This is a genomic window from Kineosporia sp. NBRC 101731 (genome assembly GCF_030269305.1).
Lineage (GTDB): Bacteria > Actinomycetota > Actinomycetes > Actinomycetales > Kineosporiaceae > Kineosporia.
Genome location: NZ_BSTC01000012.1, coordinates 88978 through 114571, shown reverse-complemented (window position 1 = coordinate 114571; position 25594 = coordinate 88978). Strand labels below are relative to the sequence as shown.

At 68.7% G+C, this 25594-nt stretch carries 28 protein-coding genes; 19 read left to right on the top strand and 9 right to left on the bottom strand.

The features are described 5' to 3' along the window. Positions 1-117: 117 nt before the first annotated feature. A complete protein-coding gene (locus QSK05_RS27585) occupies positions 118-951 on the top strand; it encodes an MBL fold metallo-hydrolase (RefSeq protein ID WP_285600269.1) in 834 nt (277 codons plus the stop codon). Between the two features lie 69 nt (positions 952-1020). On the opposite strand, the gene QSK05_RS27580 is transcribed toward QSK05_RS27585, so the two are convergent. After that, entirely contained in the window at positions 1021-1770 is a 750-nt protein-coding gene (locus tag QSK05_RS27580) for an expansin EXLX1 family cellulose-binding protein (RefSeq protein ID WP_285600268.1), read from the bottom strand. A 166-nt stretch (positions 1771-1936) separates the two neighbouring features. On the opposite strand from QSK05_RS27580, the gene QSK05_RS27575 reads away from it, so the two are divergent. Genes QSK05_RS27575 through ptsP form a run of 6 tightly spaced genes read left to right on the top strand, consistent with a single transcriptional unit; the run spans position 1937 to position 7603 of the window. After that, the gene (locus QSK05_RS27575) at positions 1937-2698 is read left to right on the top strand and encodes a DeoR/GlpR family DNA-binding transcription regulator (RefSeq protein ID WP_285600267.1); all 762 of its coding nucleotides are present in this window, start codon (positions 1937-1939) and stop codon (positions 2696-2698) included. Further along, positions 2695-3648, top strand: a complete 954-nt coding sequence (gene pfkB / locus QSK05_RS27570; RefSeq protein WP_285600266.1) for a 1-phosphofructokinase — start codon at positions 2695-2697, stop codon at positions 3646-3648. Before QSK05_RS27575 ends, pfkB begins: the two co-directional genes overlap by 4 nt. 38 nt (positions 3649-3686) lie before the next feature. Beyond that, entirely contained in the window at positions 3687-4136 is a 450-nt protein-coding gene (locus QSK05_RS27565; RefSeq protein WP_285600265.1) for a PTS sugar transporter subunit IIA, read from the top strand. After that, positions 4133-5617 carry a PTS fructose transporter subunit IIC gene (locus tag QSK05_RS27560; RefSeq protein ID WP_285600264.1) on the top strand — a complete coding sequence of 495 codons (1485 nt, stop codon included), beginning with the start codon at positions 4133-4135 and terminating at the stop codon, positions 5615-5617. Before QSK05_RS27565 ends, QSK05_RS27560 begins: the two co-directional genes overlap by 4 nt. 26 nt (positions 5618-5643) lie before the next feature. Beyond that, positions 5644-5925, top strand: a complete 282-nt coding sequence (locus tag QSK05_RS27555; RefSeq protein WP_285600263.1) for an HPr family phosphocarrier protein — start codon at positions 5644-5646, stop codon at positions 5923-5925. A gap of 1 nt (position 5926) precedes the next feature. Further along, positions 5927-7603 carry a phosphoenolpyruvate--protein phosphotransferase gene (ptsP, locus tag QSK05_RS27550; RefSeq protein WP_285600262.1) on the top strand — a complete coding sequence of 559 codons (1677 nt, stop codon included), beginning with the start codon at positions 5927-5929 and terminating at the stop codon, positions 7601-7603. 43 nt (positions 7604-7646) lie between these two features. Here ptsP and QSK05_RS27545 read toward each other — a convergent pair whose 3' ends face one another. Beyond that, on the bottom strand, positions 7647-8309 hold the full coding sequence (locus tag QSK05_RS27545; protein ID WP_285600261.1) for a hypothetical protein: 663 nt from the start codon (positions 8307-8309) through the stop codon (positions 7647-7649). Positions 8310-8531: 222 nt separating this feature from the next. On the opposite strand from QSK05_RS27545, the gene QSK05_RS27540 reads away from it, so the two are divergent. From QSK05_RS27540 to QSK05_RS27530, 3 genes are all read left to right on the top strand, one after another. Further along, the gene (locus QSK05_RS27540; RefSeq protein ID WP_285600260.1) at positions 8532-9578 is read left to right on the top strand and encodes a LacI family DNA-binding transcriptional regulator; all 1047 of its coding nucleotides are present in this window, start codon (positions 8532-8534) and stop codon (positions 9576-9578) included. Between the two features lie 147 nt (positions 9579-9725). Further along, positions 9726-10802, top strand: a complete 1077-nt coding sequence (locus QSK05_RS27535; protein WP_285600259.1) for a DUF1996 domain-containing protein — start codon at positions 9726-9728, stop codon at positions 10800-10802. A gap of 65 nt (positions 10803-10867) precedes the next feature. Continuing rightward, positions 10868-13084 carry a discoidin domain-containing protein gene (locus QSK05_RS27530; RefSeq protein ID WP_285600258.1) on the top strand — a complete coding sequence of 739 codons (2217 nt, stop codon included), beginning with the start codon at positions 10868-10870 and terminating at the stop codon, positions 13082-13084. A 152-nt stretch (positions 13085-13236) separates the two neighbouring features. Here the strand turns inward: QSK05_RS27530 and QSK05_RS27525 are convergent, their stop codons facing one another. Further along, entirely contained in the window at positions 13237-13674 is a 438-nt protein-coding gene (locus tag QSK05_RS27525; RefSeq protein WP_285600257.1) for a hypothetical protein, read from the bottom strand. Between the two features lie 235 nt (positions 13675-13909). Between QSK05_RS27525 and QSK05_RS27520 the strand changes: the two genes are divergently transcribed. Both QSK05_RS27520 and QSK05_RS27515 read left to right on the top strand, forming a co-directional pair. Continuing rightward, entirely contained in the window at positions 13910-14371 is a 462-nt protein-coding gene (locus QSK05_RS27520) for an SRPBCC domain-containing protein (RefSeq protein ID WP_285600256.1), read from the top strand. Next, the gene (locus QSK05_RS27515; protein ID WP_352302884.1) at positions 14368-14706 is read left to right on the top strand and encodes an ArsR/SmtB family transcription factor; all 339 of its coding nucleotides are present in this window, start codon (positions 14368-14370) and stop codon (positions 14704-14706) included. Before QSK05_RS27520 ends, QSK05_RS27515 begins: the two co-directional genes overlap by 4 nt. A gap of 77 nt (positions 14707-14783) precedes the next feature. On the opposite strand, the gene QSK05_RS27510 is transcribed toward QSK05_RS27515, so the two are convergent. After that, complete coding sequence (locus QSK05_RS27510; protein WP_285600254.1) at positions 14784-15731, bottom strand: hypothetical protein; 948 nt, start codon at positions 15729-15731, stop codon at positions 14784-14786. An 89-nt stretch (positions 15732-15820) separates the two neighbouring features. Here QSK05_RS27510 and QSK05_RS27505 point away from each other — a divergent pair, with 89 nt between their 5' ends. Then, positions 15821-16642, top strand: coding sequence for an aldo/keto reductase (locus QSK05_RS27505; protein WP_285600253.1), 822 nt, complete (start codon positions 15821-15823; stop codon positions 16640-16642). 128 nt (positions 16643-16770) lie between these two features. Beyond that, positions 16771-17094 (top strand): hypothetical protein, encoded by a 324-nt coding sequence (locus tag QSK05_RS27500; protein ID WP_285600252.1) that lies wholly within the window; start codon positions 16771-16773, stop codon positions 17092-17094. A gap of 81 nt (positions 17095-17175) precedes the next feature. Here QSK05_RS27500 and QSK05_RS27495 read toward each other — a convergent pair whose 3' ends face one another. Next, complete coding sequence (locus tag QSK05_RS27495) at positions 17176-18069, bottom strand: pullulanase X25 domain-containing protein (protein WP_285600251.1); 894 nt, start codon at positions 18067-18069, stop codon at positions 17176-17178. A 138-nt stretch (positions 18070-18207) separates the two neighbouring features. Here QSK05_RS27495 and QSK05_RS27490 point away from each other — a divergent pair, with 138 nt between their 5' ends. Then, a complete protein-coding gene (locus tag QSK05_RS27490) occupies positions 18208-19263 on the top strand; it encodes a hypothetical protein (protein WP_285600250.1) in 1056 nt (351 codons plus the stop codon). A gap of 25 nt (positions 19264-19288) precedes the next feature. On the opposite strand, the gene QSK05_RS27485 is transcribed toward QSK05_RS27490, so the two are convergent. The 3 genes from QSK05_RS27485 to QSK05_RS27475 form a co-directional block, all read right to left on the bottom strand. After that, positions 19289-20299, bottom strand: coding sequence for a discoidin domain-containing protein (locus tag QSK05_RS27485; RefSeq protein WP_285600249.1), 1011 nt, complete (start codon positions 20297-20299; stop codon positions 19289-19291). 85 nt (positions 20300-20384) lie between these two features. Beyond that, entirely contained in the window at positions 20385-20912 is a 528-nt protein-coding gene (locus QSK05_RS27480) for a helix-turn-helix domain-containing protein (protein WP_285600248.1), read from the bottom strand. A 12-nt stretch (positions 20913-20924) separates the two neighbouring features. Next, positions 20925-21311: a nuclear transport factor 2 family protein gene (locus QSK05_RS27475; RefSeq protein ID WP_285600247.1), complete on the bottom strand. Its 387-nt coding sequence runs from the start codon at positions 21309-21311 to the stop codon at positions 20925-20927. 229 nt (positions 21312-21540) lie between these two features. Here QSK05_RS27475 and QSK05_RS27470 point away from each other — a divergent pair, with 229 nt between their 5' ends. Both QSK05_RS27470 and bglS read left to right on the top strand, forming a co-directional pair. Beyond that, positions 21541-22482, top strand: coding sequence for a serine protein kinase RIO (locus QSK05_RS27470; protein WP_285600246.1), 942 nt, complete (start codon positions 21541-21543; stop codon positions 22480-22482). 259 nt (positions 22483-22741) lie between these two features. Next, a complete protein-coding gene (bglS, locus tag QSK05_RS27465; RefSeq protein WP_285600245.1) occupies positions 22742-23461 on the top strand; it encodes a beta-glucanase in 720 nt (239 codons plus the stop codon). 153 nt (positions 23462-23614) lie between these two features. On the opposite strand, the gene QSK05_RS27460 is transcribed toward bglS, so the two are convergent. Further along, positions 23615-23983, bottom strand: a complete 369-nt coding sequence (locus tag QSK05_RS27460; protein ID WP_285600244.1) for an HPF/RaiA family ribosome-associated protein — start codon at positions 23981-23983, stop codon at positions 23615-23617. 232 nt (positions 23984-24215) lie between these two features. On the opposite strand from QSK05_RS27460, the gene QSK05_RS27455 reads away from it, so the two are divergent. Together QSK05_RS27455 and QSK05_RS27450 are read left to right on the top strand one after the other, a co-directional pair. Next, a complete protein-coding gene (locus QSK05_RS27455) occupies positions 24216-24473 on the top strand; it encodes a hypothetical protein (RefSeq protein ID WP_285600243.1) in 258 nt (85 codons plus the stop codon). Continuing rightward, positions 24467-25474: an adenosine deaminase gene (locus QSK05_RS27450; RefSeq protein WP_285600242.1), complete on the top strand. Its 1008-nt coding sequence runs from the start codon at positions 24467-24469 to the stop codon at positions 25472-25474. The genes QSK05_RS27455 and QSK05_RS27450 overlap by 7 nt, the downstream gene beginning before the upstream one ends. Positions 25475-25594: the final 120 nt, after the last annotated feature.

Below are 25594 nucleotides of genomic sequence, written 5' to 3'. Positions count from 1 at the left end.
CCTCCGACGAACAGGGTGCCCACACATCGGACACCGGCGACGGAGAATTGAGGACGAGGTGGTTGCCGTCAGAAGGTCGTTGACCTCAACCGGGGTTCAGGTGCCAGCGTGGGTGCCATGACGACGTGGATCTGCTCGACCTGCGGCCTGGAGCACCCCGACACGGAGCACCCGCCCGAGACCTGTGCCATCTGTGAGGACGAACGCCAGTACGTGCCGGACTCCGGGCAGAGCTGGACCACCCACCGGGCGCTGGCCGAGGCCGGGCACCGGGTGAGCGTGCAGGAGCTGGAGCCGGACCTGTACGCGGTGCGTTGCAGCCCGAGATTCGCCATCGGTCAGCGAGGGCTCCTCCTGCGCACACCGCAGGGAAACCTGCTGTGGGAACCGCCGGGCGTGTTCGACGCCGCGGCCGTGGCGGCGATCCAGGACCTGGGCGGGGCCGCCGTGATCACCGCCAGTCATCCCCATCTGGTGGGGGCTTCGGTGTCGTACAGCCACGCGCTCGGCGACGTGCCGGTGCTGGTGGCGGAGGCGGATCGGGCCTGGGTGCGTCGGCCCGACCCGGTCGTGCAGTTCTGGGGCGGTACCCGCGAGGTGCTGCCGGGGGTGAAGCTGCTGGAGTGCGGAGGGCACTTCGCCGGCAGCGCCGTCGCCCACTGGGCCGCGGGTGCGCAGGGGCGCGGGGTGCTGTTGACCGGGGACACCATTTTCGTGGGCGGTGACCGCGCGTCGGTCTCCGCCATGCGCAGCTACGTCAATCTCATCCCGCTGCCCGCCCCGGCCATCCGCCGGATCCGGGAAACCGTTGCCCCCTATGCCTTCGACCGTCTCTACGGCGGTTTCGACCATGCCGTTATCGACACCGGCGCCCACCGGGTTGTCGTGGACTCCCTGACCCGGTACCTGGGCTGGATCGGCGGGGAGCTGGTGCCGCAGGAGGAGAGGTGAGGGGCATGGACTCGATCGTGTGCCGTCGTTGCGCCGGACCCGCAACGACGGCACACGATCGCCCTCGGATCAGGCCGCCGGCAGTTGCTTGGCGCCCTTCTGCACGGAGGTGGAGATCTTGATGCCCTTGTCGATCAGGCGGTTGCCGTTCACGTCGGTGATGCGGATGGTGTTGCCGCAGCCCTTGCCGGTGCTGGACTCGAAGTAGTTGTAGTCGCGGCGGGTGAGCTTGAACCAGCCGGAGGCGGTCTTGAACTCGATGGTGCGGATCGGGTTGCGGTGGTTGCGCACCTGCACGCCGCACCACCACTGGGTGGAGCCGTCCTTGTACACGTACCGCACCGGGCTGGTCAGTTTCGGGCTGAGCAGCTTCCAGGTGACGTTGATCTGGCCCTTGCCGGGGGCCAGCTTGTCGAAGGCCTGCTTCGACAGGTCGAGCTGACGGGACTTGCAGCTACCGGGACAGAGGTCGACGATCTTCACCGTGATGCTCTTGCCGTTCGCAGCGGTCACCTTGACGTAGGCGCCGCACATCAGCGAGCCCTGGTAGTCGGCCGTGTTCAGCGCGGCCACCATCAGGGTGCTGCTGCGGGCGAAACTGCAGGCCCCGGTGCCGTCGGCGTCGTAGTAGGTGGCGATGCCCTTGTATGTCGTGCCGAGCGTGACGCGGTCTTTGGCCGCGCTGGTGGTGACGTCACTGGCCGAGGACGACACGGGCGTGACCGCGGAACTGGACTGGGCGAAGTAGACACCTCCGCCCACGGCTACCAGGACGGTCAGGGCGGCGGCGACACGGGCGCTGAGCTTCTTTCGGGACACGTTGTGGATCTTCGTGCCTCCAGCATCAGGTGTGTGTTCTGGCCGGGTTAAGAAATCCGCCGCACCCCGCAGAACAGATCCGGACCTTTGTACATGTTGCTTTTGGTCCAGCAAGCGCGTAAACCAGAAGCAAGCAAAGATCCGAGTGGTTGGACAATGGTGTCGAATGTTCGCGAGTGAGCGTCAGCAGGTCATCCTGGACCGGGCCCGGCAGGACGGGCGGGTCGATGTACAGACCCTGGCCGCCGATCTGCAGGTGACCCAGGAGACGATCCGTCGCGACCTGACCACCCTCGAGCGCCGGCGGCTCCTGCGACGCACGCACGGCGGGGCGGTCCCCGTCGAGAAGCTGGACTTCGAGCCCCAGCTGTCGGTGCGCGAGACCCTGCACGTCGACGAGAAGCAGCGGATCGCCCGGGCGGCCCTGGACGAACTGCCCGAGGAGGGCGCCGTCCTGCTCGACTCCGGCACCACCACCGCCGCCCTGGCCCAGTTGATTCCCGACGACCGTGAGCTCACCGTCGTCACCAACGGCATGTCGATCGCCCTGATCCTGGCCGACCGCCCCAACATCACCCTGCACACCGTCGGTGGCCGTCTGCGGCCCCGCACGCTGGCCTCGGTCGGCGACTGGGCCGAGCGGGAACTGCGCGAGGTGTTCGTCGATGTCGCCTTCGTCGGGGCGAACGGGGTCTCGGTGGCGCGCGGGCTGACCACACCCGACCGGGCCGAGGCTGCGGTCAAGCGGACGATGATCGCCTCGGCCCGGCGCACGGTGGTGCTGGCCGACCACACCAAGTTCGAGGCCGATCACTTCGCCCAGTTCGGGCACCTGGCCGATATCGACGTCATCGTCACCGATACCTCGCTGGACGCCGACCTGGTCACCGAGGTCGGCGGCGCGGGACCGAGAATGGTGCAGGCATGATCCTCACATTGACGCCGAACCCCAGCCTGGACAAGACGTTACAGCTTGACCGGCTCGAGCGGGGGGCGGTCAACCGGGCCGTGGGCGGCCGTGTTGATGCCGGCGGCAAGGGGGTGAACGTCTCCCGGGCCCTCGCGGCCCACGGCATCGCCAGCACCGCTGTCCTGCCGCTGGGCGGGAGCGACGGCTCGCGGATGGGCGCGATGCTCGCCGCCGCCGGGGTCAGTGTGCGGGCGGTGGACGTCTCGGCGGGCCCCCGGACCAACATCACCGTCGCCGAGCCGGACGGCGTCACCACCAAGATCAACGAACCCGGGCCGCAGCTCAGTCCCGGTGAGATCGCCTCGCTGGTGGACGCGGTGCTCGAGATGGTCACGCCCGGAACCTGGGTGGCGGGATGCGGGAGCCTCCCGGTGGGGGCCCCGGTCGACTTCTACGCCGACCTCGTCGGGCGGCTGCACGAGCGCGGTGCGCGGGTCGTCGTCGATTCCAGCGGACCTGCGCTGCAGGCGGTTCTGGAGAAGCGGCCCGACCTGATCAAGCCCAATCTCGAGGAGCTGGCCGAGGCGGTGGGGCGAGGGCTGCGGACCCTCGGTGATGTGGTCGATGCCGCAGATGAGCTCCTGGGGCGCGGAATTACCACCGTGCTGGCCAGTCTCGGACCGGACGGGGCGCTGCTGGCCACCGGTGACCTCCGGCTGTACGGTTCGGCCCGGGTCGAGCAGCCCCGCAGTACCGTCGGCGCCGGCGACGCGCTGCTCGCCGGATATCTGGGCCGCATCTCGCAGTCGAACGACCCGACGCAGGCCCTGCGCAGCGCCCTGGCCTGGGGCGCGGCGGCGACCTCGCTCCCCGGGAGCCGGATGCCGGGTCCCGACGACGTCGCGGCGATCCGCGTCGTCCTGCACGAGCACCTCGATGTCCACCGGAAGCTTTCCCCAACAACGTAATTCGGTTCCACGAACCTCTGAAAGGTGAGAATCTCGCCATGAGCGACTTGATCAACGACGACCTGGTCCTGCTCGACGTCACGGTGCCCGACCGGGCGACCGTGACACGCCGGCTGGCCGAACGGCTCGCCGCGGCCGGCCGGGTCACCGACCTGGACGGCTTCCTCGCCGACGTGCAGGCCCGCGAGGAGCAGATGCCCACCGGCCTGCCCGGCGGTATCGGTATCCCGCACGCCCGGTCCACGTACGTCACCGTGCCCACCCTGGGATTCGCCCGCGTGCCGGGTGGTGTCGACTTCGGCGCGGAGGACGGCCCGGCCACCCTGGTCTTCCTCATCGCGGCTCCGGACGGCGCGGGGGAGGAGCACATGAGCATCCTGGCCTCACTGGCCCGCAAGCTGATCCACCAGTCGTTCAAGGATTCCCTGCTGAACGCGTCCGGCCCGCAGGACGTCGTCGAGATCGTGCTGAAGGCGGTGGCGTCATGAAGATCGTTGCGGTCACGTCCTGCCCGACCGGTATCGCCCACACCTACATGGCGGCCGAGGCCCTGGAGCAGGCCGGCAAGGATGCCGGTCACGAGATCAACGTCGAGACACAAGGGTCTGCCGGTGCGAACCGTCTTGCTCCCGAGGTGATCGCCGCCGCGGACGCGGTGATCTTCGGCGCGGACGTCGAAGTGCGCGAGCGTGAGCGGTTCGCCGGCAAGCCGCTGGTGGAAGTACCGGTGAAAAAGGCCATCTCGGACGCCCCCGCGCTGATCGCCCAGGCCGTCGCGATGGCGGCCGCGGCCCCGTCCGGCCCCCCGGCCGCTGCCCCGGCACTGGCCAGCAAGGTGACCAACGACGCCAGTCACGCCACCCGCGTGCGCCAGTGGCTGATGACCGGCGTGAGCTACATGATCCCGTTCGTGGCGGCGGGCGGCATCATGATCGCGCTGTCGTTCATGATCGCCCAGATCGCGGCCGGCCGGCAGGGCGCCATCCTGGTCACGCAGGTACCGCTGACCGAGGTGACGCAGAACTTCGACGTCACCTCCGGCATGCACTGGGCAGCCTTGTTCTTCCAGGTCGGAGCGGCGTCGTTCGCCTTCCTGGTTCCCGCCCTGGCCGGTTTCATCGCGTTCGCGATCGCTGATCGTCCTGGCATCGTGCCCGGTTTCGTGGGCGGCTCACTGGCCGTCGCGGTCGGCGCGGGCTTCCTCGGCGGTATCGCCGCCGGCTTCCTCGGCGGTTTCGTGGCCCTGTGGCTCGCCCGCCGCAACGTGCCCAAGGCGGTGCGCAGCGTGATGCCGGTAGTGGTCATCCCGCTGGTAGCCACGTTCATCACCGGCCTGATCATGCTGATCGTGCTCGGTCGCCCGCTGAAGTGGATCTCCGACGAGCTCACCGACGGCCTGAACGGCATGAGCGGCGCCAACCTGATCGTGCTGGGTGTCGTGCTCGGTCTGATGATGGCCTTCGACATGGGTGGCCCGGTGAACAAGGTCGCGTACACCTTCGCCACCACCGGTCTGGCCGCGGTCGGCACCTCCACCGACGCGACCCAGCTGAAGATCATGGCTGCGGTGATGGCGGCCGGTATGGTCCCGCCGCTCGGCATGGCCCTGGCCACCCGCCTGCGCCCGGCGCTGTTCTCCGAACCGGAGCGCGAGAATGGCAACGCGGCATGGCTTCTGGGCGCCTCATTCATCACCGAGGGGGCCATTCCGTTCGCGGCGGGCGACCCGCTGCGCGTCATCCCGTCGCTCATGCTCGGCTCGGCCGTCACCGGCGGCATGGTGATGGGCTTCGGCAGCACCCTGCGCGCCCCGCACGGCGGTCTGTGGGTCACGCCCCTGATCGGCGGGATCGTGCCCTACCTGCTCGCGCTGATCGTCGGCACCGTGATCACGGCCTTCGCGGTGACGGCGCTGAAGGGGCTGCGCGCCCGAGAAGCCGCCCCGCAGGCCGAGCTCGTCAACAGCTGACCACCATTTTCCCGGAGGTACCCGAAATGCCCGCACGTCAGGTCGTGATCGGCTCCAGCGTCGGTCTGCACGCCCGTCCCGCCAGCCTGTTCACCCAGGCAGCCGCGCAAGCCGCTGTCCCGGTGACAATCGCCCGAGAGGGTGGCGATCCGGTCGATGCCCGCAGCATCCTTCTCGTTCTGAGCCTCGGGGTGAAGCACGGGGAGACGGTCACACTGGCCGCCGAGGGTGAGGGCGCCGACCCGGCGCTCGACGACCTGGCGTCCCTGCTCGCCCAGGACCTCGATGCTGCACCGGCCGGTGGCTGAGATGTCGACACACAGGGCAGGGCTCGGGGTCAGCCCGGGCGTGGTGGCGGGACCGGTGGCCCGCCTGGCGGCTCCACCCCGTCCACCGGCCGACGAGAAGCCCGGCGACGACCCGGTCGCCGAACTCGCCCGGGTGGACGCGGCGCTGGATCAGGTCGCCCGCACCCTGCAGGAGCGGGCGCAGGCCACCTCCGGTGACGCGGCGGACGTCCTGACCGCCACCGCCCTGATGGCCCGCGACCCGTCCCTGCACTCCTCGATCCAGGGTCTGCTGGAGCAGGGGCGCCCGACCGTGGCCAGTCTCGACTCCGCGATCGAGAGCGTCTGCGACGTGCTGGCCGGTCTGGGCGGGTACATGGCCGAGCGGGCCGGCGACCTGCGCGACGTGCGCAACCGCGCGCTGGCCGTACTTCTCGGGCTGCCGATGCCCGGGATCCCGCATCCGGGACACCCGTTCGTGCTGGTCGGTCACGACCTGTCCCCGGCCGACACCGCCACCCTCGATCCGGCCGAGGTGCTGGCCATCGTCACCGAGGAAGGCGGCCCCACCAGCCACACGGCGATCCTGGCCAAGGGGCTGGGCGTGCCCGCGGTCGTGCGCTGCCCCTCGTCCCGTGACCTGGAGGACGGCACCCTGGTCGTCGTCGACGGTTCCACCGGCTCGGTGATCGCCGACCCGGCGCCGGACCTGGTCACCCAGGCCCTGGAACAGGCCGACGCCCGACGTCGGCTGACGGCCACGGGGGCCGGACCCGGACGCACGGCCGACGGCACCGCGGTCGCCCTGCTGGTCAACATCGCGACGATTGACGACGCCCACCGCGCCGCCGCCCTCGACTGCGAGGGCGTGGGCCTGTTCCGGACCGAGGGCATGTATCTCGGCCGGCACAGCGCGCCCACGCTCGAGGAACAGGAGGCCGGCTACCGCGAGGTGCTGACCGCGTTCGCCGGCCGCAAGGTGGTCGTGCGCACCCTGGACGCGGGGGCCGACAAGCCGCTGGCGTTCGTCGAGCACGGTGACGAGGAGAACCCGGCGCTCGGGGTGCGAGGGTTGCGCGTCTCCTGGCGTCATCCGGAATTGCTCCAGACCCAGCTCCAGGCCCTGGGCCGGGCGGCCGCGAGTACGGCCTCCGATGTCTGGGTGATGGCCCCGATGGTCGCGACCCCTTCGGAGGCAGCAGATTTCGTGGCGAGCGCCCGTGCCGCAGGTCTGTCCGTGGCCGGGGCGATGATCGAGGTACCCGCCGCCGCTCTGCGCGCCGACCGGGTCCTGGCCGAGGTGGACTTCGTCAGCATCGGCACCAACGACCTGGCCCAGTACACCTTCGCCGCCGACCGGATGCAGGGTGAGCTGGCGGCCCTGCTCGATCCCTGGCAGCCCGCCCTGCTGGACCTGATCGCGGCGGTGGGCGCGGCCGGTGAACGGGCGCACGTGCCGGTCGGGGTCTGCGGTGAGGCCGCCGGTGACCCGCTGCTGGCCTGTGTGCTGGTGGGTCTGGGTGTGCGGAGCCTGTCGATGGCTCCCGGTCTGATCGCCACGGTGCGCCTGGTCCTGGCGGCCCACTCGCTCGAGGAGTGCCGCGCGATGGCTGCCGCGGCCCGCGACGCGGTCGACGGGGTCACCGCCCGGGAAGCCGTGCGGGCCCTGGCCGGGGAGGCCGTCCGGGCCCTGATCTGAGGGGCGGGAACTGGGCCGGCGGATCGGGTCGTGAGGCTGCTGTTCAGCCCCGCACCCGCGTGGACCGCCGCGACCGAATGGCGCTGAACAGGTTGAGGATTCCGAGGACCACGAGGATGACGGCGATCCCGACCCCGCTGACCCAGAGGGGGACGACCGAGTACCGCGTCACCCCGTAGTGCTTGTCCAGGTCGACGCTCTCCCCGCTGGCCCGGTCGCCGAGGGCGTAGGCAGGCATGGTGAACGTCCAGGCGGCGTACGACGCAGGCTTCTCCGAGCTGGCGAACTTGACCTCACCCTTGATCTGGCGCCCGTCCAGGGTCCAGGTGGCAGGGCATGTCTCGGTGGCCTGACCGCCGCTGCCGCGGCGCCGGATGTAGATCTTGTCCGGTACCTCCTCCTGCGGGCAGGTGCCCTGCACCGTGACCCGGTCGCCGTAGCGGTAGCGGTAGGAGTCGGCGTCGAAGGTGCGCAGCACGAGGCCGGCGACACCGGAGATGACGAGACAGATACCCACGCCGATGATCAGCGTCGAGATCAGGGCAGCGGTGCCTTCCTCCCAGAAGATGCAGAGGATGACGCCGAGGAATCCCGCGGAGAGCAGGATCGGCCCCCAGAAGCTGAATTCGTAGGGAAAGATCTGCAGGGCAATACCGACCGCGATACAGACGCCGCTGATGGGGCCAAGGACTCGGGGAAGGGACACGGAAAAAAGCTAAAGTCGGGGTTTTCGGCGGTCAAGGCGTTTCCCATTGCCCCTTGCAGAACCGCTGAGGGCTGTCCCCGGCAGTCTGGATGGCAGCTGGGTCAGACCGTTGTTGCGGAAGGAGCTGTTCTGCGCTCCGCTTCGGACACGTCGGGCTGCGCGCGATCACCGCCGTCCCGGCAGCCGTGGCCTTCGTCCCGCGCAGCCGCCGATAATGAGCGCATGGCCCAGCCCTTCGACCCCGTGGACCGCCGTCCGACCCTGGAGGACGTGGCCCGGGCCGCCGGGGTGTCCCGGGCGACGGTCTCGCGCGTCATCAACAAGGTGCGCAACGTGGACCCGGACATCACCCAGGCCGTGACCGAGGCGGTCGTCGCCACCGGGTACGTGCCCAATCAGGCAGCGCGCTCCCTGGTCACCGGGCGCACCGGCACGATGGCCCTGGTGATCAGCGAGGTGGCTCACCGGGATCCGGAAGACCCGTTCACGAGTCAGTTTCTTGCCGACCCGTTCTTCGGCCGGGTCGTGGCCGGCCTCTCGAACGCCTTCGCGGAGGCCGGGGTGCGGCTGACGTTGACCTTCGCCGAGTCCGACGGTGCCCGGGCCCAATTGATGGACGACCTGCACGCGGGGCGCTGCGACGGGGCGGCGGTCATCTCGCTGTACCCGCTCGACCCCCTGCCCGGGCTGCTGAGCGCGGTCAAGGTGCCGGTGGTCTTCTTCGGCCGCCCGCCGCAGGGTCTGCCGTTCAGCTATGTCGATCTGGACAATCGGGAAGGTGGCCGGCTCGCCGCCGAGCGGCTGATCGAGCTCGGCTGCCGCCGGATCGCCACCATTGCCGCCCCTGCGCAGTCCATCGCGGGAAGGGAACGCACGGCCGGGTTCGCCTCGGTGCTGGCGGCCCGGGGCATCAGCGAGTTCCCTTGTGAAGCGGGAGACTTCACCCAGGCCGGGGGAGAGGCCGCGATGCAACGCCTGCTGGCGCGCGCCCCCGACCTCGACGGGGTCTTCGCCGCCTCCGATCTGATGGCCGTGGGAGCGGTCGGGATTCTCAAGGACGGTGGACGACGCGTGCCGCAAGACGTCTGCGTGGTCGGCTTCGACGACGGCCGGGCGGCCACCGCCAGCCGGCCTCTGCTGACGACGGTGCGTCAGCCGGTCGAGGACATGGCCGCCGAGATCGGTCGTCTGCTCACATCGGTACCGGCCAAGGGACGCGCACGGTCGGTGATCTTCCGGCCCACCTTGGTAGTGCGTGGGTCGGCCTGATCAGAAGTCTCCGAAAATTGTTCGAAGCCGAAAACTTTCAGGTGAAGACCGGTCGGCGCACCGTCACGACGGCTTGATTGACACCCAGGACTCCGGTCAACCATGTTGGAGAGCGCTCTCCTCATCCCTGACCGGAGGAGCACCGTCATGAAACGCTGGAAAGTCACCACCGGACTCACCACTGTCGTCGCCGGATTCGTGCTGGTCGTGACCAGTGCGGGCTGGGCTCCCGCCGCCCCGGCCCTGGCCGCGACCGGTTCCGTGCACCACGCCGCCGCGGCTGCCGCGGACTTCAACCCCAACCTGGACCCGGGCGAGTCCATCACGCTCTCGCCCCCGGTTCAGGGCATCGCCCCGCACCCGGGTTTCCAGCCCGCGCCGGATACGTATCACCATGAGTTCCAGGCAAATTGCGCCCCGAACCACTCGGCGTCCGACGACCCGATCGTCTTCCCCGGCCAGGCCGGGGCCTCGCACAACCACACCTTCATGGGCGCCAGTACCACCAACGCCCGCAGCACGACCGGGTCGCTGTACGCGTCGTCCACCTCGTGCGTGACGCCTCAGGACAAGTCGGCCTACTGGTTCCCGACCATGTACAACGGCGACCAGGTGATCACCCCCACCGGCGCTCAGGTCATCTACTACAAGTCGGCCGTGTACGACTACACCACGGTCGTCCCCTTCCCCCGGGGCCTGCGGTTCGTCGTCGGCAGCCCGACCGCCACCCTGGACGAGTTCAGGAACGCGCCCGGCGCGGTCGAGGGCTGGGAATGCGGTGACAGCACGAGGAACTGGGACTTCCCGGGGAACTGCCCGGCCGGCACGCAGCTGAACGTGCGGATGCAGTCGCCCGGCTGCTGGGACGGCATACACCTCGACTCGGCCGACCACAAGAGTCATATGTCCTACCCGGTCGGGAACGCCGCCGACTACGGTCACCTCGTGTGCCCGGCCAGTCACCCTGTCGCGGTACCGATGATCGAGTTCAAGATGGCCTTCCCGGTCTCCGGCGACATGTCGAAGGTGCGGCTGGCCAGCGGGCGCGGTTACTCCTGGCACTACGACTTCTTCAACGCCTGGGACCCGACCGTCCTGAGCCCGCTCGTCCACCATTGCATCAACGGTGGTCTGCAGTGCAACCCGCGCGGTTTCGACCTGTACAAGCCTGGTCGTGGGGGAGTGCTGGACGAGAACTACCAGCTGCTGCCCGGTGTCTCCTGAAACACCCCCGAACCTGTCCGCAGTAATCGTCACCCTAGGAGCCGAGGATGTCTCCCGTTCCCCGAATGTTCCATGATCGTGCCGGCCGCGATCGCCGATATCTGTCGATCCTGGTCGGCTCGGTGCTGGCCCTGATGGCCGGTTTCCTGACCTTCAGCCCGGTGGCACCCGCCCAGGCCGCCGCCACGTTGCTCTCCCAGGGCAAGCCGGCCACGGCCTCCTCCAGTGAGAACGACGGCGTCTTCGGCGCCGCCAAGGCCTTCGACGGCGACGCGGGAACCCGCTGGTCCAGCGCGTTCTCCGACCCGCAGTGGCTCCAGGTCGACCTCGGCAGCACCCAGACGATCAGCCAGATCCAGCTGAACTGGGAAGCCGCCTACGCCTCGGCCTTCACCATCCAGACCTCGGCCAACGGCACCAGCTGGACGAACATCACGCCCACCACCGCCGGTGCGGCCGGGCTGCAGACCATCAACGTGACCGGCAGCGGCCGCTACGTGCGGATGAACGGCACCGCCCGGGCCACCGCCTACGGCTACTCACTCTTCGAGTTCCAGGTCTATGGTGGCACTTCCACCGACCCGACGCTCCCGACCTCCGACACCCCGGACTTCGGCGCGAACGTGAAGATCTTCGACCCCACCACCCCGACGGCCACGATCCAGACGGCCTTCGACAACGCCTTCAACTCCCAGCTGGTCAGCCCCACCGCCCAGTTCGGGACCCAGCGTTACGCCTTCCTGTTCAAGCCGGGAACCTACGGACGTGTCTGGGCGAACCTGGGTTTCTACACCTCGGTGGCCGGTCTCGGCCAGAACCCCGACGACGTCACCATCAACGGTGCCCTCAACGTGGACTCCGGCTGGAACTACGGCGACACCTCCAACGCGACCCAGAACTTCTGGCGCAGCGCGGAGAACCTGTCCGTGGTGCCCGAGGGAGGCACCGACCGCTGGGCCGTCTCGCAGGCCGCGCCCATGCGCCGGGTGCACATCAAGGGCAACCTGACGATGGGCCCGTCCAACCAGGACAACGGGCAGGGCTACTCCAGCGGCGGGTACCTGGCCGACAGCAAGGTCGACGGCCAGATCTCCTCCGGTTCGCAGCAGCAGTGGTACACCCGCGACAGCACCATCGGCAGCTGGACCGGCGGGGTCTGGAACATGGTGTTCTCCGGAGTCTCGGGTGCACCGGCCAACGCGTTCCCGAGCCCGCCGCACACCACCCTGGCCACCACGCCGGTGACCCGGGAGAAGCCGTACCTGTACGTGGACAGCGCGGGTAAGTACCGGGTGTTCGTGCCGTCGCTGAAGCGCAACTCCTCCGGGGCCAGCTGGCCGAACACGCCCGGCACCTCGATCCCGATGAGCCAGTTCTACGTGGCCAAGCCCGGTGACAGCGCAGCCCGCATCAACCAGGCCCTGACCCAGGGGCTCAACCTGTTCTTCACCCCGGGCACCTACACGCTGGACCAGACGATCAAGGTCACCCGGGCCAACACCGTGGTCACCGGCATCGGCTTCCCGACCCTGATCCCCTCCGGCGGGGTCACGGCGCTCAGCGTCGCCGACGTCGACGGGGTCAAGATCAGCGGCCTGACCTTCGACGCCGGCACGACCAACAGCCCGACCCTGATGAGTGTCGGCACGGCCGGCACCCACACCGACCACGCGGCCAACCCGACCAGCATCCAGGACGTCTTCTTCCGCGTCGGCAGCAGCGTGCAGGGCAAGGCCACCACCACCCTGGCCGTGCACAGCGACGACACGATCATCGACCACATCTGGGCCTGGCGGGCCGACCACGGCGGTGCCGCCACCGGCTGGAGCGCCAACACCGGTGACACCGGTGTGCTCGTCAACGGGGACGACGTGCTGGCCACGGGGTTGTTCGTGGAGCATTACCAGAAGTACGAGGTGATCTGGAACGGCAACCGGGGCAAGACGATCTTCTTCCAGAACGAGAAGCCGTACGACGTGCCGAACCAGGCCGCCTGGATGAACGGTTCCCAGAACGGTTACGCCGCTTACAAGGTCGCTGACGCCGTCACTGATCACGAACTGTGGGGCGGCGGCTCGTACGCGTACTTCAACGCCAACCCCGCGGTGAAGCTGGACCACGCCTTCGAGGTGCCCAACAAGACCGGGGTCAAGCTGCACAGCATCCTCACCGTCTCGCTCGGAGACGTCGGCACGATCAGCAATGTCGTCAACAACACCGGCGGGGCGGTTCCCAACCCGGCCGGGAACACGGTGCCACGCAACGTGGTGTCGTACCCCTGAGATAACCCACCCGCACCCGGTCAGCCCCGTGAGGACCGCTGATCCCGGCTACCAGAGCCGAGATTCGCGGCCCGACCGGGGCTGACCGGCGTCGGTGCGCCGGCGGGGAGACCGGACCGGGCTCTCCGCCGTGGCCGCACCCGATCGGACCGTCAGTTGATCCAGCAGGTGGGAACGCCGTTCCTGTCGTCGCACTTGCCTTCCTGCAGGTCTGTGATCTTCGTCCAGACGCCCTTGTCGTGCCAGGATTTCGAGGAGTAGGTCATGTAGTAGGCCCGGTTGGAGAAGGTGAACGCGTCGACGTCGACGTTCCCGCCGCCCCGGTGCTTGCCCGGGGCCAGGTACTCCTGAGTGCACTTCATGTGCTTCCAGGCGCCCGACGACCCGGCGTTGCTGTTCCACACGTCGCACCAGTCCGAGCCCCGGCCCAGCGAAGTGGTGATGTACATGCCCCACGGGGTGTCGTTCTGGACCTCACCGCACGGCGACTTCCAGTCGCAGCCGTCGGCGTGGGCCGATTCCGTCGACGCGAACAGGGCCGTGGCGGCGAGTGCCGACACGAGACAGAATCGGCCGATGGTCTTGAGCATGGTGGAGCCTTCCGCTGGTCATCAGGTCGTGCGGCCATGGGGCCGGAAGACGACATCCTGGGGTGCTTCTCACCGGGTGAATGAGGAATATAGTTCCCGGGTAACTCTTTCGGGCTAATGCCGCCACCCGTTCGGTCCAGTGGGCTGAACACTGAGCACCTTGCGCAACCGATGGTTGCATATCGCTGTCCTCGGGGATACGTTGATGCGCAACCAAACGTTGCAGGGGGACAGTATGGAATTCGGCAGCATCGAGCGGGAGCTCTTCATCGAGGCGGCTCCGGAGATCGTGTTCGACGTCATCAGCGATCCGAGGCATGTCCAGGAGTGGTGGCCGGACGAGGCCCGGTACGAGCGCGTGCCGGGGGCGCAGGGTCAGATCGTCTTCGGCGACTGTGATGCCGGCGGCCAGGTGGCCGAATTCTCGGTGCTGGAGGTGGATCCGCCGAGGACGTTCTCGTTCCGGTGGACGCATGCGGCCGGTGAGGCGGCGGCGGAGGGCAACTCGCTGCTCGTCACCTTCGAACTGGTGCCGGCCGAGGGTGGCACCAGGCTGCGGATGACCGAGACCGGATTTCGGGAGATGGGCTGGGAGGCAGCTGTTCTCGAGGATCAGTACAACGACCACGTGAACGGTTGGGGAATCTTCCTGCCCCGGATCGCCCCGTACGCGACGGCTCTGCCGGTCCGGTCCTGAGCTCGGCCGTGGACGATGACCTGTGGTCGGCGATCGGTGATCCGACCCGGCGCAGAATGCTCGACCTGCTGCTGAGAGACGGTGGCGGCACGTCCACCTCGCTGGGGCAGCAACTACCGGTGACCCGGCAGGCGGTGGCCAAGCATCTGGGCGTCCTCGATCGGGTCGGCCTGGTGCAGGCGACCTCGGCGGGCCGGGAGAAGCTGTACCGGGTGGACGAGGCCCAGATGGCCCGGGCCGTGGCCCAGCTGGCGGAGGTGGGGTCGGCCTGGGACGCCCGCTTGCGCCGGATCAAGCGCATCGCCGAGGCGGTCCAGAAGGCCCAGGACGAGTAGCAGCAACGTCGTGAAGGGTCCGGCCCCGCGGGAGATCGTGCATCCCGCGGGGCAGAACCATGGGGGCATGACGTGGGTCAGACGTAGGCCCGGATCCAGGTGTCACCCGCTCGGATCCAGAGCGTTCCGTCACGGCCCTGGGCGCAGCTCAGGACGACGCGACCGGGCATCGCCAGGTGATAGCTGTCGGTCTCGACCCAGACCCCCTCCCACCGGCGCGCGCGGATCAGGGTGAGGGAGGGCTCGTTGTGATCGCGGGCCGAGAAGAGGGCATGAGTGCCGCGAATCGCCACCCCGTCACAGTTGTCGATGAGGACGGGGTAGCTGCTCACCTCGCCGGTGGAGGGATTGATCCGGGCGGTGTGGTCGGCGCGGGCACCGCGCCACATCAGCCAGACCTGGTCTCCCTCGGTCGCGGCGCTGGTGCCGTTGAACACGTCGGAGACGCGCCCGTCCGAGCCCCAGATCCGTCGGCCCTCCAGGTCCCAGCCCGCCAGTGCCGGCTGGGACCAAGGTTTCTGGCCGAACATGCCTTCGTCTCCGTAGGCGACCCAGAGCCGGTCGGCGGGGTCCGCGATGACTGCGCTCAGATCGTTGCCGAGCCCGTAGGGCTCCAGCACCCTGCCCTCACCGGTGGTGGAGAAGACGGCGGCGGTCGGGTGCCCGGAGCGTGTCTTCTCGTTCCAGACGCTGCCGGTCAGGACGAACCCACCACGTGCCAAAAGGACGAGGTGACGGGGTTGGAAGTCGATACCGGACAGCGAAAAACGCCGGGTACCACGGTCGGTGACAATCACCAGCGTGGCATCGAACGGCAGTCGCGGGCTCAGCCCGACCCAGCCGCGCACGTACTGCGACGGGGTGAGGAGGCGCTGATGGACCAGGATGACCCCGAGATGCCCCTCGGGGTTGACCGACCACCAGAGGGCCCGTTCTCCCCGCTCGAAGTCGGCCGTGGGAAGGGTCCAGAACTCGTCCGTCTGCGGGACGGGCCGGGTCATGCTGGGTGGACGGCGCCCGTCCATGCCGAAGAGAAAGTGATCATATCCGGCAATATACCCGGGGCCGTGCGCGGGTAAGTGGCGCCCTGCGGGCATCGACCTAGGGTGAAGGCATGTCTTCGCTCACCGAATACTTCACGCTCAGCAATGACGTTCAGATTCACAAGCTCGGCTTCGGCACCTGGCAGATCCCGGACGGAGACGACACCTACAACTCGGTCACCACGGCACTGAAGCTCGGCTACCGGCACATCGACACCGCCCGCGCCTACGAGAACGAGGCGAGCGTGGGCCGCGCGGTGCGTGACAGCGGCATCCCGCGCGAGGAGGTCTTCATCACCACCAAGCTGCCGGCCGAGGTCAAGGACTACGACCAGGCTCGCGCCACCTTCGAGGAGTCCAGTTCGCTGCTCGACCTCGGGCACGTCGATCTCTACCTGATCCATGCCCCCTGGCCGTGGGCGGAGCAGGGCAAGGACTACAGCGAGGGCAACATCGCGGTCTGGACGGCCATGGAAGAGCTGTACGACGCCGGTCGTGTGCGCTCGATCGGTGTCTCCAACTTCAACGTCGCCGACCTCGAGTCTTTGACGGCGTCCACCCGGATCCGCCCGCAGGTCAACCAGATCCGCTGGTTCATCGGTAACACGCAGGATGAGACCACTGCTTACTGCGAGGCCAACGACATCCTGGTCGAGGGCTACTCGCCGCTGGCCACGGGTGCCATCCTCGACAACCCGCAGGTGCGGAAGATCGCCGAGCAGTACGGCAAGACGGTGGCCCAGGTCTGCATCCGCTACTTGCTGGAGAAAGACGTCCTGCCCCTGCCCAAGTCCACCACCCCCTCCCGGATCGCCGAGAACGCCGACGTGGACTTCGTCCTCAAGCCCGAAGACGTGACCTTCCTCGACGGGCTGACCGACACCACTGCCTGACCCATCTCTGCCTGTCCGGGCAGAAGCAGTGCCTTATGTTGTCAATTGTCCCGTTTCGTGAACGTCTCTCAGTGCTCCGCCGTGAGTCCCTGTGTCAGGCAGCATCCTCGAGTAGGTAGAGGTGAGACATGTTCAGGGTCAAGCGTTCACACCGCATCGCCGCGGCAGCGGCCGGCACACTGGCTGCACTCGGCACCACGGTGGCGGTCGGCGACTCGGCATCCGCCGCGGTGAACACCCTGCAGTTCTGCGTGCAGAGCGGTTCGGGGTCCATCAACGTGAAGCCGCACGACTTCGCGCCCGGCATCGGCAGTCCCGTCATCTCGAGCAAGTGCTGGTCGACCTACTTCGACACGCAGGGGTGGAGCCAGATCGACGTCTACCACAACGGAAGCTACGCCTACAGCACGTCGTGGAACAGCAACCTGGGCTCGAAGGCGATCTACCTGTGATGTGAGAACCGGTTGATCAGGTGCCCTGCGGCCGGCTTCGTGCCGGTCCGCAGGGCCTCCCTGACGTACGCAAGACTCGGATCAGGCGCTGGTCACGGTCAGCACGTGGGTGTTGCTGTCGTAGCTGAACTTCGTGGTGGCGCCGTTGGCGGGCACCGTGAACGAGATGTTGGTGCCGTCCTTCACGCCGCCGGCGCCGTAGTTGATGCCCCAGGTGCCGCCGATGGCGATCTTCGTCTGCCAGGTGCCGGCCGTGATCGCCGTGGTCTGCCAGGTGTAGAGGTCGTCGCCGTCGGTGTCGGTCAGCGAGGGCACCGCGCAGTCCGGTTGCCAGTTCTGGGTGCAGCCCAGCTGGGTCTGGAAGGTGCCCGGGGCGGTGACGCCGTCGATCAGGTTCTTCGCGTGCCAGACGAACCCGACCGAGGCCGTCTTGGCCTGGGCGGCGTTGTCGTTCTGCAGCGTGTAGCTGAAGCGGTAGCGCCGGGTCTCGTTCGAGTTCCCGGTCGGGGCCCAGCCCAGGTCGGCCGAGCTGGACCGCAGCCGGTCGACCTTGGCCTTCAGCGTCGTGTCGGTGGCCAGGAACGGGTTGCGCACGGCCCCGGCGGTGGCATTGCAGGTGGCCGTGGCACCGATCTGGTCGATCGTGAAGTCCAGGTACGGGGCCAGGGCGGAGGTGGTGTCGCTGGTGTCGTAGTCAGCGGTCAGCCGGACCACGGCATCCAGCGAGCCCCGATAGGTGACGTCGATGCAGCGGGTACCCGTACTGCCCGGGCCCAGGCCACTGAGCGAGAACATCGAGACACCGTTCAGGTTGTCGGTCAGCACCACGTGGCCGCTGGCCAGGCTGCTGCCCGTGTTCGAGGTAGAGGCGTTGAAGGCGGCCTGGGACGTGTGCATCACCAGGAGGCCGCTCAGCAGCAGGCCGGACAGGACAGCGATCGGGGCGGCCCAGCGGCGGACGACAGCTGGGAACACCGTGCTCCTTCCGGACTCATCCACCGACAACCACCCGACGTGCCCCGGTCGGCACGTAGACGCAGGACTTGAGTCGTGGCTTCTGCCCGTTGGGCACCTTCGTCTCGACCGATGCGTTGGACTGTGCGGATAATGCTGGTGGACGCACGGAAGGTGGGGGTCATGGCGGTGCCGGTGGCGAGACTCGCGGGTCGTTTCGTGGACGGCGCGCTCGACGTCGCCCATCATCGGGCGCCCGTCGTGACCGAGCGCGCCTATCGCACCGTGGCCGCCCCCTTGCTGCGGGCCGACCCGGCGGGCGCGGCCCAGGCGGTCGAGGCCCGCCTGGACGGTACGCGCGAGCGGGTGGCGCAGATGGCGACGCGAGGATCGGTTCCCTCGTCCGCCGCCCGGCGCGTGCATCGTGACCTGGCCCGGTCCCGGGCCGACGTCGAATGCATCGCGTCCCGGCTGCCCGTCGTCCAGGCCCGGTCCCTGACCCTGCGATCGACCGCCTACACGGAAACTCTCCAGTCGCTCTCGGCCCGGCCGCAGGCGCGCGCCGGAACCGACCTGGCGTGGGGCGCCGGGGTCCTGGGGGTGAGCCTTGCGGCCTGGATCGGTGGCCTGCTGCTGGTGACCGGCGGCATCCTCACCGCGAGCCTGGTCGGTGTGCTCGCCGGCGTCGTCACCGCCTCGTTCGTCACCGGCGCGCGCACCCGCCGGGTCGGCCGGGCCCGGATCAGTGCGATCGCCGAGAGCCTGGCCCGGGCCGACGTCGTGGCCATGGGCTCGTCCTCGGCCCAGGCGCCCGGTCTGGATCGCCGGCGCCGCGCCCAGCTCGAGCGGGCCCGCGCCTCAGGGCGCCTGGACCAGCAAGGGCTCACCGCGCTGAGCACGATCGATGCCCACCTGGACGACCTGCTCGTGCGTCTGCTGGAAGGCGAGCTCGAGGCCGACGGCATCCACCTGGTGCAGGCCACGATCGAGCGGTACCTGCCCGACACCCTCGAGCCGTTCCTGGCCATGCCCGACCATCAGGCCCGGGTGCGCGAGCGTCCCGCGGTGATGGAGGTCGCCGACCAGTTGACCTCCATCGAGGTCGCGCTGGCCGAACTGGTGCGCCGCCCCTCGCGCAACAACCTCGAACAGCAGCTGCTGCGCCAGGGCGAGTTCCTGCGCTCGAAGTTCGGTACGGCGCAGAACGCTTCGTAGCTCATCCGGTAGCTCACTGCGTAGCTCAGGACGAGTAGATCGCCAGTTCCGACAGCTGCGCGGCCGGGTACCCGCTGCCCCCGGTGAAGGTCAGCCGCAGGAAACGGGTCTGGACCGGTGAGAAGCTGACGGTGACCGGCGGCGAGCCCGCCTGGGCGAACCGGTAGGACGACCCGCCCCGGATCGTGCTGAACGAGCTGCCGTCGGTGCTGCCGCGCACGGTGAGGCTCTGTGAGCGGCTCCTCGTGGTCGCCGGCGCCGACAGTTCGAGACGGGCGACGGTGACGGTGCGGCCCAGGTCGACGGTCACCGAGTCCGGGTACCCCGAGGACGCCTCCCAGTAGGTGCTCAGGTCGCCGTCGGTCAGGGCGGACGCGTTGGTGCCGGACGCCTGACTGGTGACGCTCAGACCGGCGGAGGCGGCCAGGTTGCCGGTCGGGGCGGGCACTTCGGCGTCCGACCCGGAACCGTCGTCCGACCCGGAACCGTCCTCAGAACCGGACCCGGACCCGGACCCGGAACCGGCATCGTCGTCGGACCCGGTGGCGGGATCGGCCTCGTCATCGGTGGCCGGCGTGGTGCCACCGGAGCCGGTTCCGGAACTCGGTTGTGTGGCGCCGCCGTTGGTGGTGCCCCCGGCGGGCACCGAATCTGCTGCACCACCGGATGTCTGGCTCGCGCCCGGTGTTGATCCGGGGGAGGGCGATGCTCCGGCTCGAGTCGTGGAGGTCACCGAGGCGGTGGACGAAGGGGTGGGCGTAGCAGAGGACGAGGCGCTCACCGACGCGGACGCGTCGGGTACGGGGATGTCCACCTGGAGCCCCGAAGGTGAGGGACCCAGGTCGGAGGAGCGGGTCGTCCACTGCACCACCGCCACACCACCGACGATGACGGCCACCACCGCCGCGATCGCCCAGACCCCCAGGCTGATACCGAACGGTCCCCGCCGCGGCTCGGGGGAGTAGGTGCCGAGGTCGAGTTCAACGGTGGACACATCCTCGGTCGACCGCTGCGGTGTCTGGTTGTTGCTGTCCACGCAGGAGCTCCGCCAAACGTCTGAGCGCGGCCAGGTTGCTGCACTGGCCGCACATTCTGACATATCGCCTGGATAGGTCTGCTGGTCAGTGACGGGTGGCTACAGCGGTGACACCGACGGGGGATGTCTCGGTGAACGCGCGCCAGACCACGTTCCGGTCGCGACCCGGTTCTTCCGGCACGGTGCACACGTCGGAGTGCCAGAGTTCGTTCGCCGCCAGGACCGTCCAGCTCGCGTCGCAGACGCAGACCGCGACCTCGGTCAGCCGGTCGAGCATCCGGCGGGCCGGCTCGGTGACCTCCCGCGGGACTTGTCCGTCGGGCTCGGGGGAGGCGGCGAAACCGGCCAGTGCCCGTGGCCGGACGTGTTCGTCCGAGTCCAGCCGCAGGGCGCGGGCCAGCGCGTCGACCACGCTCGGGGACGGTCGGCGGCGGCCCTGTTCCAGGCGTTTCAGGTGTTCCCCGGAGACGCCCACGATGCCGGCGAGCTCTTCCCGGCGCAGGCCGGGCACGCGCCGGGCGGCGGGCAACGACGCCGGTACCCCGGCTTCATCCGGTGTCAGCCGCTGGCGCAGGGCCCGCAGCGTGTTCCCGAAGTCGTCGTCCCGCCACACAGCTACATTGTGTCAGTCGCGGGCCAGGCGCGGTCCACCCGGGACGGCGGCATCAGCGGCGTCGATCGGCTCCAGGTAGAACCGTGACCGGCGGATCAGAGCGTCGCGCACGGTGATGATGACGACACCCTTCAGGTCCTGCCCGGCTGCCTGGGTGTAGTGCCATTCTCCCCACACCTCGTCGTCGACCTCCACCGCGTTTGTCATCGCGATCGTGATGTCCGGCGACATTTTGAAGATCATGGCCCAGTTCCGGCGCACTTGCTCCGGTCCCTGGAAGTCCCGGCCCGGGTGGGCCGGCCATTCGCCGGAGAAGTCCGGGCCGAAGCAGGACGAGACCGCGTCCAGGTCGTGGTTGTTCAGCGCGCTGATCAGTTGCTCTACCAGGGGATTGCTCATGACGAACCACGCTAGGCGCCCGGGCGCGGACCCTACCGGGGCCAGGATGTACCACCCGCGAGATAAATCAGTTGCGCCCGGGGAAGAGGCCCCGGCAGCATCGTCCCCACCAAGTAGTGCCTGAGTGCCGGGAATCGAAGGGAGAGAAGACCATGCGAGTGACGCCTGCGCGACTGCCCCGTTCACTGCCTGACCTCTCCGTTTCGACTCCCACGAAGGACATCTCACCGTGCACGAAAATGATCATGAATTCGGCCGTCGCCGTCGCGGGCGCCGGCGTTTCGACGACGAACTCAACGGCTCGGACCATCTCGGCGAGCTGACCACCCGCTCGTTCCGCCCGGAACCCGAGCTCGACCCGGACGCTCCCGCCACCGGGGACCGCTGGAGCACCTGGGGTGACACACCCCCGACCGGTCGTGGACCGCGTCCTCACCCTGACTGGCTGGTCATCGAATCGGCCGCGGTGGATACCGATCTGGGCCTGCTGAAGACCGGTAAGGAAGCCGACGTCTCGCTGATGCGCCGCGGTGTGCCGGACACCGACCGCTCATGTCTGCTGGCGTGCAAGCAGTATCGCTTGTCCGAGCACCGCATGTTCCACCGCGATGCGGGGTACATGGAGGGACGGCGGATGCGCGAGTCGCGTAGCAACCGCGCGATGAGCCGGCGCACCGACTTCGGCCGGGAACTCATCTCCGAGCAGTGGGCCGGTGCCGAGTTCGCGGCCCTGAGCCGGCTCTGGCAGACCAGCCAGGAGCTGGGGCGCCCGGTCGTGCCCTATCCCGTGCAGATCCTGGGCACGGAACTGCTCATGGAGTTCGTCGGCGACCACGCCACCGGCCAGGGCGCACCGCGTCTGGCGCAGGTGCGGCCCACGGTCGACGATGCGAAGGACCTGTGGCAGCAGGCGGTCTCGGCGATCGGGCTGATGGCCCGCTGCGGTCTGGCTCACGGCGACCTGTCCGCCTACAACGTCTTGGTCCACGAAGGGCATCTGGTGCTGATCGACCTGCCCCAGGTGGTCGACCTCATCGCCAACCCCTACGGGCCGAAATTCCTGTACCGGGACGTCGGCAACCTGGCCACCTGGTTCGGCGCCCGGGGCGTGCCCGGGATCGATGCCCGGCGGGTCACGCAGGAGCTGCTGGCGGAGGCCGGAGTGCACTGACCATGCGCCGGCCCGCCCCGAAAGCCTCTCGGGGTGGGCCGGCGGCGGGTTGATCAAGCCGCCTCCACCGGGCAGGGGGAATTTAAAGAGGAATTGATGAAAATGCAGCCGCCTCGGCAAGAGGCTTCCGGGCAACCGTGATCCAGGGACGATCCAGGCGTTCCGACCGCGTACGGCAGTTCGGGAGAGACAGGGGACAAGGATGAAGTGGAAGCGATCTCGCCTTGCCGGAGCCTTGGCGCTGGGCACGCTGGGCGTCATGGCGATCGCCGTCGGCCCCGCCCACAGCGCGCCTGCTCAGGAGGCCGCGAGTAGCGGATTTGTCGACAACCTGGACGGTTTCGACTCCGGCCGATGGCACCAGGCGGACGGCTGGAGCAACGGCGGCATGTTCGATGTCGGCTGGCGCGCCGATCATCTCCAGTTCGGCAACGGTGTTATGAGCAGCATCCTTGACACTGCTTCCTGCCCCGGCGGTTGCTCGGGCAAGTCGTATGCCTCCGGTGAGTACCGCAACAACGACCTTCTCTCCTACGGACGTTTCGAGGTCCGGATGAAGGCCGTCCAGCGCCCGGGGACTGTCACCTCGTTCTTCACCTACACCGGTCCCAGCGACGGTCAGGCGTGGGACGAGATCGACGTCGAGATCCTGGGCAAGGACACCACCAAGATGCAGACCAACTACTTCACCGACGGGGTGGGTGGGCACGAGACCGTCATCGACCTGGGCTTCGATGCTTCGGCCGGCTTCCATGACTTCGCCATCGAATGGTGGAACCAGGGAACCATCAACTGGTTCGTCGACGGCCGCCTCGTGCACCAGGAGGACGGCTCACGGGGACCGCTACCGACCCGCCCGCAGCGCATCATGATGAACCTGTGGCCCGGCACCGGTGTCGACAGCTGGCTGGAACCGTTCACCAACCCCGGTCGTCCGCTCACGGCCCAGTACGACTGGGTCAAGTACAGCCCGTACTGAGCCCTTCTCCGGCCGGGGCATCGACCAGAGGTCGCATGCAACAGCGAAGGGTCGCCACGACGGGCGGCCCTTCGCTGTCACTCTGCTACGTGTCCGTGTTCCAGATCGCCGGCATCACTGCCCCGGCTCCGCGGACGACAGAACGCGACGACTTCAGGAAATCAGGTCTTCGGGCAGCTCCTGCGGCTCGCCCGGGTGCCGGATCGAGTCGCGGCCCCGGCGGGCCGAGAGCTTGGCCGTGCTGGTCTCCAGCGACTTCGTCAGTTTGGGGACGGCACCGTGGTACGCGTCGTGCACGTTCCCGGCCGAGTGCGTCACGACCAGGGACTTGACGCCGGCGATCCGCGCGTCGAGGGAGCACCGGATGTCGTCGGTCCCGGGCTTGTCACCGTTCTGGTCGCTCAGGTGAACCTCGACACGGACCAGCTGGTCGGCGAAGCGCGAGAGCGACTCAACGAGCTGCTCCTCGATCCAGTCCGTCTCCGTCTTGATGTACTTGTCGGTCTGAACCTGAACCTGCACGGGCTTACCTCCATCGCAATCGTCTTACTGCACGGCAGCGTTCCACAGGTGGATCAAGGCCGCGACGGGAGAGCGCATCCCTGGCGTGTCGTCACGAGGGCACCGTTCAGGCTCGCCGTCATCACCTTCGGAGGTGTCGAGCGTCTCGTCGTCCGACCGGCCGGCGGTCCGGGTGACCTTGCTGCCGTCACCGGCCTACGGGAACTCCTGAGCCAACCAGGGTTTCGGTGCCATGCCGTCGCCGCGACATGGCTGGCCGTGCTCACCGATCGGGTCACCGGGCTCGACCAGCTCGGTGACGTCCGGTACCGAGCCGATGCCCCTGGACCGGGTCGGGGCCTCGGGTATCTTCGGTGACCCCCGGACCGCCATCGCTGCCACCGGGCAGGCAATCTTCGACGATCTCGACACCCGGTCCGCCGTCCTGCCGGAGGCATTCTGTGCCCGGCTCGGTCTGGCCCTGACCATCAAGGAGAAACGGCAGTGCTGATCCCTACCGCTGAACTGCACATCCACATCGAGGGCACCCTGGAGCCGGAGATGCTCGTGCAGCTGGCCCGCCGCAACCAGGTGCCGCTGCCGACGTACGACGTGGAGGAGTTGCGGGCCCGGTACCGGTTCGGCGACCTGCAGGCCTTTCTCGACCTGTACTACGCCAACCTTCAGGTGCTGCGCACGGCCGAGGACTTCCACGACCTGGCGGCGGCCTACCTGCACCGGGCCGCGTCCCGTGGGGTGCGCCGGGCCGAGATCTTCTTCGACCCGCAGGCGCACGTGAACCACGGGGTGCCGCTGGAGGCCGTGATCGAGGGCCTGACCGCGGGTCTGGCCGAGCCGACGGATCAACCGGTCTCGACCGATCTGATCCTGTGCTTCCTGCGGGATCTGGGACCGGAGGCGGCCGGGGAGATGTTCCGGGCCGCACTGCCGTTCCGTGAGCACTTCATCGGGATCGGGCTGGACTCGGCCGAGGTCGGGCACCCGCCGGCGATGTTCCGGGAGGTGTACGCGGCGGCCGCGGCCGAAGGGCTGCACCGGGTCGCGCACGCCGGTGAGGAGGCCGGCCCGGACTACGTCTGGGAGGCGCTGGACGTGCTCGGGGTGGCGCGGGTCGACCACGGCATCCGGGCGATGGAAGATGCGGCCCTGGTGGACCGGCTGCGCGCGGACCGGATCCCGCTGACGGTGTGCCCGCTGTCGAACGTCAGCCTGCGCACCGTGGACACGATGGCCGACCACGTGCTGCCCGCCATGCTCGACGAGAACCTGGTGGTCACCATCAACAGCGACGACCCGGCCTACTTCGGTGGCTACGTCGACGACAACTACGCGGCGGTCAAGGCCCAGCTGGGGCTGAGCGACACGCACCTGCGCACGCTGGCGCTGAACTCGTTCGACGCCTGCTTCGCTCCCGAGGCCGACCGCGAGCGCTGGAAGAGCGAGGTCCGCGCGACCTTCGCGGGGCTCGGACCGGGCAGCTCGCTCACGTAGGCGCGGACGGCGGCGGCGTGCCGGGATTTTGTCCGGGTGCCCCTGGTGCCCGGGTGGGCGTCCTGTATCGTGCAGATACCGCCCGGTCGGTTTGCCAGTGGGCACCGGGTCATCGGGCCT